Source organism: Duganella zoogloeoides (genome assembly GCF_034479515.1).
GTDB classification, from domain to species: Bacteria; Pseudomonadota; Gammaproteobacteria; order Burkholderiales; family Burkholderiaceae_D; genus Rugamonas; species Rugamonas zoogloeoides.
In genome coordinates, this window is the sequence record NZ_CP140152.1 from 3,169,176 (window position 1) to 3,180,611 (window position 11,436).

Annotated in this window: 9 protein-coding genes; 5 read left to right on the top strand and 4 right to left on the bottom strand. The window is 63.9% G+C overall.

All coding sequences use genetic code 11. The features are described from left to right. Positions 1–5: 5 nt before the first annotated feature. Positions 6–230, bottom strand: coding sequence for a hypothetical protein (locus SR858_RS13935; protein WP_154820114.1), 225 nt, complete (start codon positions 228–230; stop codon positions 6–8). Positions 231–460: 230 nt separating this feature from the next. Between SR858_RS13935 and SR858_RS13940 the strand changes: the two genes are divergently transcribed. After that, entirely contained in the window at positions 461–1,687 is a 1,227-nt protein-coding gene (locus SR858_RS13940) for an alpha-hydroxy-acid oxidizing protein (protein WP_019924266.1), read from the top strand. Between the two features lie 27 nt (positions 1,688–1,714). Here the strand turns inward: SR858_RS13940 and SR858_RS13945 are convergent, their stop codons facing one another. Continuing rightward, positions 1,715–2,875, bottom strand: coding sequence for an endo-1,4-beta-xylanase (locus SR858_RS13945; RefSeq protein WP_154820113.1), 1,161 nt, complete (start codon positions 2,873–2,875; stop codon positions 1,715–1,717). Positions 2,876–3,006: 131 nt separating this feature from the next. Between SR858_RS13945 and SR858_RS13950 the strand changes: the two genes are divergently transcribed. From SR858_RS13950 to SR858_RS13960, 3 genes are all read left to right on the top strand, one after another. Then, positions 3,007–3,333, top strand: a complete 327-nt coding sequence (locus SR858_RS13950; RefSeq protein ID WP_019924264.1) for an NIPSNAP family protein — start codon at positions 3,007–3,009, stop codon at positions 3,331–3,333. 411 nt (positions 3,334–3,744) lie between these two features. Further along, on the top strand, positions 3,745–4,224 hold the full coding sequence (locus SR858_RS13955) for a response regulator (RefSeq protein WP_154820111.1): 480 nt from the start codon (positions 3,745–3,747) through the stop codon (positions 4,222–4,224). A gap of 80 nt (positions 4,225–4,304) precedes the next feature. Next, positions 4,305–4,985 (top strand): Fe2+-dependent dioxygenase, encoded by a 681-nt coding sequence (locus SR858_RS13960; protein ID WP_019924262.1) that lies wholly within the window; start codon positions 4,305–4,307, stop codon positions 4,983–4,985. A 108-nt stretch (positions 4,986–5,093) separates the two neighbouring features. Here the strand turns inward: SR858_RS13960 and SR858_RS13965 are convergent, their stop codons facing one another. Next, a complete protein-coding gene (locus SR858_RS13965) occupies positions 5,094–7,220 on the bottom strand; it encodes a TonB-dependent siderophore receptor (protein ID WP_026637731.1) in 2,127 nt (708 codons plus the stop codon). Between the two features lie 186 nt (positions 7,221–7,406). Between SR858_RS13965 and SR858_RS13970 the strand changes: the two genes are divergently transcribed. After that, a complete protein-coding gene (locus tag SR858_RS13970) occupies positions 7,407–9,587 on the top strand; it encodes a TonB-dependent receptor (RefSeq protein WP_019924260.1) in 2,181 nt (726 codons plus the stop codon). 98 nt (positions 9,588–9,685) lie between these two features. Here SR858_RS13970 and SR858_RS13975 read toward each other — a convergent pair whose 3' ends face one another. Then, positions 9,686–11,368, bottom strand: a complete 1,683-nt coding sequence (locus SR858_RS13975) for an ATP-binding protein (protein WP_019924259.1) — start codon at positions 11,366–11,368, stop codon at positions 9,686–9,688. Between the last annotated feature and the right edge of the window lie 68 nt (positions 11,369–11,436).

Sequence of the window (11,436 nt, forward strand, 5' to 3'; positions counted from 1 at the left end):
ACAGCCTACTGGCCGGCATCCGTGGGCATGCTCGGCGCATACTCGACCAGCTCCCCGCCATCGATGCGGGTGACAGCCAACCCGCTCAGCACACGCTGCACCACGTGCTCCGGGAAGTCATACCGGGCCATGTAGGCGGCAGCATCCTCCAGCCCGAGCATGTCGCGGAAAACAATTGCAACATCGACACGTTGCGCCATCAGGTGGTCGGTTCTTCGCAGCGGCTTCATAAACAATGGGGAATAAGATCGGCAAGGCCATGAGGCCGTCATTGTAATATGCCAAGATTAGTTATTCCATGTCTACAAAAAAAATCGCAGTAAAGCGGTACACACCGCAAATCAGCCGCCTCGGATGCATCATGCATGATATTCATATATCTCTATAATAAATAATTCCTTTTTGCATAATTGTGCACGCCCTACAATCGGCGGCATCACGCTCAAAAAGGATACCTTCCATGACCAACAGCACCCGCCGCGACCTGCTCAGGGCCGTCACGTCAACTGCGACGCTGGCCGCGCTGCCGGCGGTGGCGGCAACGTCGCTGCAAGCGGAGCCGGCCCTGGCCCGCCCCGGTCAGGCCCCGGCTGCCGCCACTTCGCCCGGCGAATTCATCGTCAGCCGGACCGAAGCGCCGCTCGACCTGATCAATCTGATCGACATCGAGACGCGGGCGTCCAGGGTACTGGCGCCTGGCGCGTTCAGTTACATCGCCGGCGGCGCGGGCGACGAATGGACGCTGCGTGAAAACCGCAACGCCTTCAATCGCCAGTTGATCGTCCCGCGCGTGCTGTCCGGCAAGACGGCGCCGGATCTGCGCACGCAGATACTCGGCACCGCGATCGTCTCGCCCATCATCATCACGCCGGTGGCCGCGCACGGGCTGGCCCACATCACCGCCGAAGCCGGGACCGCGCGCGGCGCGGCGGCGGCCGGCACCATTCTTGGCGTGAGCACGGTCTCGACGCTCGCGCTGGAGCAGGTGGCGGCGGCAGCGGCCGGTCCCAAGTGGTTCCACCTCTACATGCTGCAAGATGTCGCCTACAGCGCCAAACTGTTGCGGCGGGCCAGGGCTGCCGGCTATCGCGCCATCGTGCTCACGGCCGATACCACCGTGGTTGGCAATCGTGAAGACAGCTTGCGGCAACGGTTCCAGTTCCCGCTCCAGCCGGGCAACCTGCTGGGCGACGATCCGGCCGCCCCGATTCCGCTCGCGCGGAGGACATTCGAATCGCGCCTGGACCGCAAGACCATCGAATTTGCCATCCGCGAAAGCGGCCTGCCGGTGATCGTCAAGGGCATCAACCATCCGGACGATGCGCTGCTGGCAATCGACGCGGGCGCAGCGGCTATCCAGGTGAGCAATCATGGCGGACGCCAGCTTGACGGCGCACCCGGCGCCTTCAGCGTGTTGCCGGCGGTAGCCAAGGCGGTGAATCAACGTGTGCCGATCATTTTCGATAGTGGTGTGCGGCGCGGCCAGGATGTATTCAAGGCCCTCGCCAGCGGCGCCGACGTGGTGGCGATCGGCCGGCCCGTCATCTACGGACTGGCGCTGAGCGGCTGGCAGGGCGTGCGGTCGGTGCTGGAATTGCTCAACCGCGAATTGAGCATGACCATGCAACTGGCCGGCGTGCACACCGTGGCCGACATCCGCGCCACGGCATTGCAGCCGGCCGTCTGACTTGCTGCGCAGCGACCGTCGCCTCGATCAGGATGTGCCGTCCGGGCGATAGATCTGCCCCTGCCCCGAATTCAATCTGGGTGGCATGATCTTCAATGCATGGGCAATGGTCTCGCGCAGCGGTTTTGGACGCAGGTCACTGTCGTACGGCGTGCACCGCTGCGGCAAGCCGTCGGCGCGCCGTGCGTCATCCCACTGTTGCAGCCAGCTGACATGGTCCGCCATCCCCCACAGCAGAAAATCGCGGCAGCGCGGATAGCTGAGTGTCAGGTCCAGGTAATCGCGCGCGATCGCGGCCACGCCGGCGTCGCGCGCAGCGACATCGGCCGGCAACTGGCGGTCGTTGACGTCGAATTCCGTGATCAGCAGGTCGTATCCCATGTCGGACACCTGGTCGAGAAATTTGCGCCAGTCGCTGCCGGCGGCAGTGGCCGCTGCCGGCAGCGTATTGCCGATATGGCTTTGCAGCCCGAGCGCGTCGATCGGCGTGCCGCGTGCGCGCAGCGCGGCCAGCAGCGCCAGCACGCCGGCGCGGTGCTTTTCGCTGCCGGCGCCCGGTCCCATGTAATCGTTGTAGACCAGCTGGGCATTGGGCGCGTACTGGCGCGCCAGCACGAACGCCAGGTCGATCTGTTCCAGCGCGCCCATCTTCTGGTTCAGCACATTGCCGATCAGCTCACCGGTCTTGGGATCGACCGCCTCGTTGACAACGTCGTAACTGAAGATATTGCGGCCAAAGTGCGTACATACCGCCTTGATGTGCTCGGTCATCAGGCGTTCGGCCACGCGTGCGGGCGCGGCGCCAAAATCGTACTGGTTGACCCAGTCCGGCAGCCAGCGCCGCGCTTGCCACAACAAGGTATGGCCGCGCACCAGCAGGCGGCGCTCCCTGGCCCACGCGACCATCTGGTCGGCGGCCGCGAAACGGTGCGGCCCCGGTTGCGGCTGCAAGGCCGGCCACTTGGTGGCATTTTCGGCAACGATCATGCCGCATTCGCGCGCCAGCAGTTGCTCGTATGCGGAGTCGCCGCCCTCGCTGCGGCGGCCGACGGCGCAACCGAAGCGCATGCCCTTGCGGGCAGCGATATCTTTCAACGACTCGGACGTGGCGGCGAAGGCCGGGGCGGGCATCAGTACGGCGCCGGCGGCGCCGCCCAGCATGGTTAATACGGATCTGCGATTCGGCATGGCTCTCCCTGGACGAATCGCCATCTTAATGCAACCGGCGCGCGCTGGACAGGGGCACGCCAAATGGCTCACTGGACGCCAGATGGCGCCACGGGTATCCTTGGCCGCACACTATTTTGAAAGGACGGACAATGATCGTCGAATTACGGGTTTACCACTGCCTGCCGGGCCGCCTGCCCGCCCTGCACGAGCGCTTCCAGAACGTCACGCTGCCCTTGTGGGAAAAGCACGGCATCGAACCGGCTGGCTTTTTCACCACCCTCGTGGGCCCCAGCAACCAGACCCTGACCTACCTGCTCAAGTGGAACAGCCTGGCCGAGCGCGAAACCAGGTGGAACAGTTTCATGGCCGACCCCGAGTGGATCGCCAAGCGCGCGGCATCGGAAGCCGATGCACCGATCGTGGGCCATATCGACAACTCCTTCCTCTCCCCTACCCCTTACTCGCCAATGCGCTGAACTCACGCTCAGCGCGCCGGGCGGCCTCCCCGCCGCCGTCGCTTACTCATTGCAATAAACTCGCTTTTACCGGAAGCGCAAGCCGACAGTCGCGGTTGAAATTCGCGGCGACAAAAAATGAGGACGACCGCGCAATGGCCAGCTCGGCGGCCCGTGCCTTGCCTGCGCCGGTCATCGTGGCGGCTTGCGCATGCGCGGCTTTGCCCACACGCCGGGCCGGCGCGTCGCTGCGTGACGTCTTCTGATAGACCGAAAAGCGGCCCTGTGATTTTCCGAATGCAAGTATAATTACTTCCGGTAAGTATCATTCCTACCAAGTCTACGCGCGGTCCTGATCCCGACCGCGCGAGTCGTGTCGGCCAAACAATCGCCGAATATCTGTGTCCTTCGGCACTACAACGATTGTTTATCATGGCCTCATCCACACAACAACCTTTTGTTCTGGTTATCGACGACAACCCTGAATCGGCAGACCTGATGGTCGAACTGCTGCAGGCGTGCGGTTACAGCAGCGCGGCGGCATATGGCGGCGCCTCCGGGGTGGAGGCGATCAGGAACTTCAGTCCCGACGTGGTGTTGCTCGACTTGCTGATGCCGGAAGTTGACGGCTTCCAGGTCGCCAGCCAGATCAGGAAACCCGATTTTCCGCACAAAACCGTGCTGATCGCTTTCAGCGCGTTGAACGACGCGGCGACCATCAACCTGGCAATGCGCTCGGGATTCGATTACCACCTGCCCAAGCCGGCCACGATCAAACAGGTCATCACGGTGATCTCCAATGCCCGGTCGCGCAATCAAGATCCGACGCCGGCATTCGCCAACCGGGGCGAGGGGCCAACCCCGGCGGCCGGCGAGGTGGCGCCGGCATTCACCTACAAGTCGGGATTCTAGCCTCGGGCCATGGACGCCGTGCGCACATCGGATTATCCTGTCAGCTTTACGTAGCGCGTTTACCTGCAAGGAAATCCATCATGATGCTGCATGTCCCCGGCGTGCTCACGCCGGAGCAAGTCTCCCATATCCGCCAGCGCCTCGACCAGACCGACTGGATCGACGGCCGCGCCTCGGTCGGCGACCAGGGCGCCAAGGTCAAGCGCAACCGGCAACTACCCGAAGGCTCGCCGCTGGCGCTGGAACTGGGGCAGATCATCGTGGCGGCGCTGGCCAACAATCCGCTGTTCTTTTCGGCCGCGCTGCCGTACCGCATCCTGCCGCCGCTGTTCAACCGCTATGCCGGCGGCGAACACTACGGCGACCATATCGACGGCGCCATGCGCCGCGTCCCCGGCAGCGGCCAATGGCTGCGCACCGATGTCTCGTCCACGCTGTTCCTGAGCGATCCCGACGACTACGACGGCGGCGAACTGGTGGTGATTGACGCCTATGGCACCCACGAAGTGAAGTTGCCTGCGGGCGACCTGATCCTGTATCCATCCACCAGCGTGCACCACGTGGAGCCGGTCACGCGCGGCGAACGCGTGTGTTCGTTCTTCTGGAGCCAGAGCATGGTGCGCGACGATGCGCGGCGCGGCATGTTGCTCGAACTCGACCGCAACATCCAGGCGCTGCGCGCGCGGCTCGGCGACTGCCCGGAACTGGTCTCGCTCACCGGCCATTACCACAACCTGCTGCGCCAGTGGAGCGAAGTCTGAGTCCAAAAAAAACGCCACCCGAAGGTGGCGTTGCGCGCTAAAAGCTATCGCTCAATATTTGAAGCGTCGTCAGCGAAGCGCTGCGGGCGGCCTTGGCCGCCGCAAAATTTACCAGCGATACGTTGCCGACAGCACCGCGTTGCGCTTGGCGCCGAACCAGCAGTCACCACGGCTCAGGCAGGTGGCAACGTAGGTCTTGTTGCCCAGGTTGTTGACGTTGAGGGCCACGCGCCAGCTCGGGCTGTCCCAGGCGAACATGGCGTCCACCAGCGTGACATCAGGCGTGGTGGGCGCGGTGCCGTCGCGGAACGAATTCATGTGGCGCACACCGCCGCCTACCGACAACCCGGTCACGCCGGCGGCGGCAAAGCTGTACTTGGTCCACAGCGACGTCTGTTGCGACGGAACGCCGTTGAGCTGCTCGTCGAGATCGATGTAGTTGTAATTGGCGATGACCTCCAGCCCCTTGACGACCTGGCCGCGCGCTTCCAGTTCCACGCCGCGGGCGCTGGTGCTGTCGAGCTGGGCCGACAGTACCGGGGAGATCGCAACCAGCTGATTTTTTTCCTTCCAGCGATACGCGGCGGCGTTCAGCGACAGGTTGCGGCCGACCGGCTCATACTTGACGCCCGCCTCCCACTGCTCGCCGCGCAGCGGCTTGAATACCTGGCCCTGGGTGCTGTTGGCAACCGGGGTGAACGATTCACTGTAGCTGACATACGGCGAGACGCCGCTGTCGGACAGGTACATCAGTCCGGCGCGCTTGGTGGTGGCGCTCGACTTCTGGGTATCCGCACCCTCGGTCTCGTTGCGGGCCTTGTCGTGGCGCAGGCCAACCGTCAGCAACCATTTCGACGTCAGGCTCAGCTGGTCCTGCACATAGAGGCCGGTCTGCTTCTGGGTATTGGCGGCCAGCAGCGACAGGTCGTTGAACGTGAAGCCGGTATAGACCGGGTTGTAGACGTCGATCGGGGTAGCCGCCGGGTAACCCGCCGAGCCGGTCTGCTTGTAATGCAGGTAGTCCACGCCGAGCAGGAGCTTGTGCTTGATGGTGCCGGTGACGAGATTGCCTTCCACAGACTGGTCGAGACCGAACACCTTGGTCTGCGCCAGCGAGGCGCCCGCATAGCGGTCCACCACGCGCTGGTTGACCGGATCGGCGTTGAAGCCGCCCGGCAACGAGAACGAATCGGCGTACAACGTGCGATAGTCGTTCTTGTTGTACGAGTACCGCATGTTTTGACGCAATTTCCAGTCGGTGTTCAATGCCGTCTCGAAGGCCCAGCCGATGGTTTTGCGCTTGGTGTCGTAACGGTCGAAACCCGGCTCGCCGATGAAGCGGTTGGTCGGGATCTTGCCGTTCGGGTTGCTGGTCAACACGCCGGACCATGGGAAGAATTGCGAGGTGGAGCCGGTTTTATCGTCCTGCCACAGCGCTTGCAGCGTGAGCGTGGTGTCGGCGTTGGGCTTCCACGTCAGCGACGGCGCCACCAGCGCGTGGTCGTCGGGCACGTAATCGACCTGGGTATTGGCGTCGCGCTTGACCGCTACCAGGCGGTACAGCCACTTGCCGTCCGCGGTCAGCGGGCCGGTGAAGTCGGCCTGCACCTGCTTGCGCTGGTAGCTGCCGTACTGCACGCCGACTTCATTCTGCGCCACGGCCTGCGGGCGCTTGCTGACCATGTTGACCACGCCGCCGGTACCGCCCTGGCCGTACAGCATGGCGGCCGCGCCGCGCAGCACTTCGATACGCTCGAGGGTGTACGGATCGGTGCGGGCGGTACTGGTGTAGTAGCTCATCGACTTGCGCACGCCGTCCAGGTATTCGTCGGGCGAGACGCCGCGCACCAGCATGCCGTCGCTGCGCGAATCGATGCCGTAGGCATCCGAGCGCACGCCGGCCGCGTAGTTGAGCGCGTCCTGCAGGTTGCCGGCGCCCTGGTCGATGATCTGGTCGCGGGTAACGACGGTAACCGCCTGCGGCGTTTCCGACAGCTTGGTATCGGTCTTGGTGGCGGTGGCGCTGCGCTTGGCCAGGTAGCCGGCTACTGCACTGGTGGCGGTTTCACCCTGGCCCGTCACCAGCACCTGCGGCAGTACGGCGATGTCGCTATCGGCAGGCGCGGCGGCGCCGGTCTGCGCCAGCGCGGGCACGGCGACACCCACCGCCAGTTCGGCCAGCAATGCTGCGAGCACCAGACGGCGTGGTTGAAACGGGGTTACACGGTGCGACATGAGGGACGTCCTTTATTATTTGAATGATGTTGAGAATGATAACTGTTCTCATTCTACAAAAAGGGAGAGGAATCGGCAAGCGCACACCGTTGCCAGGATGGCGGCTATAATGATAATCATTCCTATTACCCAGCCTGAACACGTCGGCTCGTTTTCAGGTCACCGCCTTCAATCATTTGTCAAATCATGCACAACTCTACGTTCAAGATGTCGCCACTGGCTTTTGCCGCCGTTCTGATGACCACCGCTGCCGCGCAAGCCCAGAGCGGCGCGGCCCCGGCTGCCGCCGAGCCTGAAACACTGCAAACAGTCACCATTACCGCGTCGGCGGACGCCTCCAAGGATGGCCTGTCGAAACAATATGCTGGCGGCCAGGTTGCGCGCGGCGGCCGCATGGGGATATTGGGCAACGTGGACATGATGAGCGCCCCATTCAACTCCACCAATTACACGTCGCAATTTGTCGCCGACCAGCAAGCTTCCAGCATCGGCGACGTGCTGGCAGCCGATCCCGGCGTGCGGGTCAGCCGTGGCTTCGGCAACTTCCAGGAGTCGTACGTGATCCATGGCTTCGAGCTGGCCTCGGACGATGTCGGCTACAACGGCTTGTACGGCATCTTGCCGCGCCAGTATGTCTCGCCGGAATTGCTCGAGCGCGTCGAAGTATTCAAAGGCGCCAGCAGTTTCCTGAACGGCGCTGCGCCCGGCGGCAGCGGCCTGGGCGGCGCGATCAACCTGGTGCCCAAGCGCGCCGGCAACGCGCCGCTGACCCAGCTCACGGCGGGCATTGCGTCCGGCGGCAACGGCTACGGCGCGGTTGACATCGGCCGGCGCTTTGGCGAAAACCAGCAGTTCGGCGTGCGCGTGAATGCCGCCAAGCGCAAGGGCGAAACCAGCGTTGACAACCAGCGCAGCGAAGTGAGCCTATTTACGGTGGGCCTCGATTACCGCGCCGGCAACCTGCGCGTGTCCGCCGACCTCGGCTACCAGGACTTCGACCTGACCGCACCACGCCCCAGCGTCACCGTGGGTGGCACGGCGGTACCGGCCGCTCCCGATGCATCGAAGAATTTTGCCCAGCCATGGTCGTTCTCCAAGGAGCGCGACACCTTCGGCACCGTCCGCGCCGAATATGACCTCAACCAGAACATCACCGCCTGGGCAGCCTTCGGCGGCCGCGCCGGCGTCGAAAGCAATAGCCTGGCGAACCTGACATCGTCGTCGGCCGATGGGGCCGCCAGCTTCTACCGCTTCGACAATGCCGGCAAACGCACTACCCGTACCGGTGAAACGGGCGTACGGGGCAAGCTTGCCACCGGTGCGGTCACGCACACGCTGGTGGCTTCCGCTTCGGGCTTCTGGCTCGATTCGCGCAATGCCTACGGCTTCGGCGGCTTCGGCCTCGGCAATACCAACCTGAACGCGCCGACGACCACCTACATTCCCACTTCCGCCCTCGCCTACGGCAACGATATCGACGATCCGCGCACCACGCAGAAGTCGATTTTGTCGAGCTATGCGATTGCCGACACGCTGGGCTTCAACGGCGACACCGTCCTGGTGACGATCGGCGCGCGTCGCCAGACCATCAAGGACCAGGGCTACGCCTATAACACCGGCCTGGCCACCGACACCCACTACGACGAGAGCGCCACGACCCCGGTTGCTGCGGTGGTGTACAAGGTGCGCAGCGACCTGTCGCTGTATGCCAACTACAGCGAAGGCCTGGTGCAAGGCGGCATCGTCGGCAGCGATTATTCGAATCGCGGCGCCGTGCTGTCGCCCTATAAAACCAAGCAAAAGGAAATCGGCGTCAAGTACGATAGCGGCAAGCTGGGCATGACTGCGGCGCTGTACACCGCCGCCAAGCCGATCGGCACCGGCGAGCTGAACGGCGTGTACGCGCTCGGTGGCGAACAGCGCAACCGGGGCCTGGACCTCAGCGTGTTCGGCGTGCCGACCCAGGGCCTGCGCCTGCTGGGCGGCTTGTCGCTGCTCGATGCCGAACAGCGTGGCACCGCGTTCTCGGGCAAGGATGCCCTTGGCGCACCGAAGACGCAGCTGAACCTCGGCACCGAATGGGATGTGCCGGGCGCCCCCGGCCTGGCCCTGACCGCCCGCGCGGTGTACACCTCGAAGCAGTACATCAACCCGGCCAATACGCTGGAAATCGGTGCGTGGACCCGCTTCGACCTCGGTGCGCGCTACCTCACCCGTATTGCCGACCGCGACGTCACCTTCCGCGCCCGCGTCGACAACGTGGCAGACCGCAACTACTGGGCGTCGGCGGTCACGTCGTTCGACTCGGGCGCGCTGGTGCTGGCGGCGCCGCGCAGCTTCACGGTGTCGGCCACGGTGGACTTCTAGGCTGCGAAGATGCCACCGTGACCTGGCCGGATCGAGGGCCGTGATCGCATCGCGGCCCGTCCTGCCGCCCGCGTCGTTTCGCGGTTTACCCTGCGCAATCAGAGCAACTGCCTGATCTTTTGCTCGAGCATATCGAAACGGAACGGCTTGGGGATGATGTCCAGCGGTGCGCCAAGGTCCGCCTGCTCCGGCAGCTGGTCCATGTAACCGGTCGCTGCAAGAAGTTTCACATGCGGGTAATCGCGCGCGACCGCCTGCGCCAGGGCGATGCCATTCATCCCGCCCGGCATCACGATATCGGTAAACATCAGGTCGATCCGCTCGCCCCTGGCCAGGTACTCGAGCGCGGCGGTCGCGCTGTCGACCGCCGCCACCTCGTACCCCAACGCTTGCAGAAACTCGGTGGTCAGCATCAGGATATCGGCATTGTCGTCCACCACCAGCAGGCGCCTGGCGCGCCACCTGCTGTGATCAACCCCGGCCGGAACCGCGGCAGCCGGCTCCTCGAGGGGCGCCGCAGGCGGCGCTGCTTGCACCGCCGGAAACCTCAAGGTGACGGTGGTGCCCTTGCCCAGGGTGCTGGCAATGTGCAGCTTGCCTTGGGACTGCTCAGCAAATCCGTGCACCATCGCCAGGCCCAGGCCGGTACCAGGCCCCTTGGTGGTAAAAAACGGCTCCGTGGCCCGTTGCACCACTTCCTCGGCCATGCCCGGCCCGCTGTCCTGTATCGCCACCTCCACGCATGCATGGGCGCCACGCGGCAGCGACCTGGAAGGCGCCGTGGCAGTGGCCAGCCGGGTGGCAACCGTGATCGCGCCCCCGTCGGGCATCGCTTCGCGGGCGTTTTTAATCAGGTTGAGCAAGGCAGAATCAAGATGGTCGGCATCCACCTGGCACTGCGGCAGATTGGTGCCGAGATCGAGGCGCAGGGTAATGGACTTGGGCAAGGTTGGCGCCAGCATGTCGGCCAGGCCCAGCACCACCTGATTCAGGGACACCAGCTTCGGGTGGAGATTTTGCTTGCGGGCGAACGTCAGCAGCTTCTGGGTCAGGCGGGTCGCCTTGTCGAGCGCCCCCCGGCTGCGCTCGAGTGCATCGATGGCCGAGTTCGACCCCTGCAGCTGGCGGGTGGCCAGTTCCAGGTTGCCGGTGGCAACGTGCAGGAGATTGTTGAAGTCGTGCGCCAACCCCGCGGTGAGGGCACCGATGGCTTCCATCTTCTGGGCCTGGATCGACGACTGGTACTGGTTGAACTTGTCCGTAATGTCGAGCTGGGACGCAAAATAGTAGAGCAGTTCGCTGTTGCGATCGAACACCGGGCCCATGTACAGCCCGTTCCAGAACGGCGTGCCATCGGCCTTGTAGTTGAGGATATCGACCGCCACGGCGCGCTGCTCCTCGATACCGTGACGGATCTCGGCCACGGTGTCGCGGTTGGTGTCCGCGCCCTGCAAAAAGCGGCAATTGCGCCCCAGGATCTGGCTCTCGCTGTAGCCGGTCAAATCCATGAACGCACCGTTGGCAAACACGATCGGGTTATCGGGCTGACGCGGGTCGGTAATAATCATCGGCATGCGCGTCATCTCGACCGCAGCAAAGAACACATCGCCGCGATCCCCGAGCCCGTCCTTGCTGACATAGGTCGCTTGCCAGTGCTCCACGCCCGGATTGCCCAGCGGATTGTAACTACTGCCTTCCATCTGGCCGTCAGCCTTGATGCCGGTTGCTCCGTCCCCAGATGCGTCGCCACCCTGGTCGCGCACCGATTTTCCGATCGTCATATTCCCTCCTGTAGAGCACGCAAAATAACATCGCCGTGCAACCAACTGTGTGAGATCGCTAACTTGTC

Bases quoted from the DNA above. Each gene is read 5' to 3' on its own strand.
- SR858_RS13935 (WP_154820114.1), bottom strand. From the start codon at position 230: ATGAAGCCGCTGCGAAGAACCGACCACCTGATGGCGCAACGTGTCGAT.
- SR858_RS13940 (WP_019924266.1), top strand. From the start codon at position 461: ATGACCAACAGCACCCGCCGCGACCTGCTCAGGGCCGTCACGTCAACT.
- SR858_RS13945 (WP_154820113.1), bottom strand. From the start codon at position 2,875: ATGCCGAATCGCAGATCCGTATTAACCATGCTGGGCGGCGCCGCCGGC.
- SR858_RS13950 (WP_019924264.1), top strand. From the start codon at position 3,007: ATGATCGTCGAATTACGGGTTTACCACTGCCTGCCGGGCCGCCTGCCC.
- SR858_RS13955 (WP_154820111.1), top strand. From the start codon at position 3,745: ATGGCCTCATCCACACAACAACCTTTTGTTCTGGTTATCGACGACAAC.
- SR858_RS13960 (WP_019924262.1), top strand. From the start codon at position 4,305: ATGATGCTGCATGTCCCCGGCGTGCTCACGCCGGAGCAAGTCTCCCAT.
- SR858_RS13965 (WP_026637731.1), bottom strand. From the start codon at position 7,220: ATGTCGCACCGTGTAACCCCGTTTCAACCACGCCGTCTGGTGCTCGCA.
- SR858_RS13970 (WP_019924260.1), top strand. From the start codon at position 7,407: ATGCACAACTCTACGTTCAAGATGTCGCCACTGGCTTTTGCCGCCGTT.
- SR858_RS13975 (WP_019924259.1), bottom strand. From the start codon at position 11,368: ATGACGATCGGAAAATCGGTGCGCGACCAGGGTGGCGACGCATCTGGG.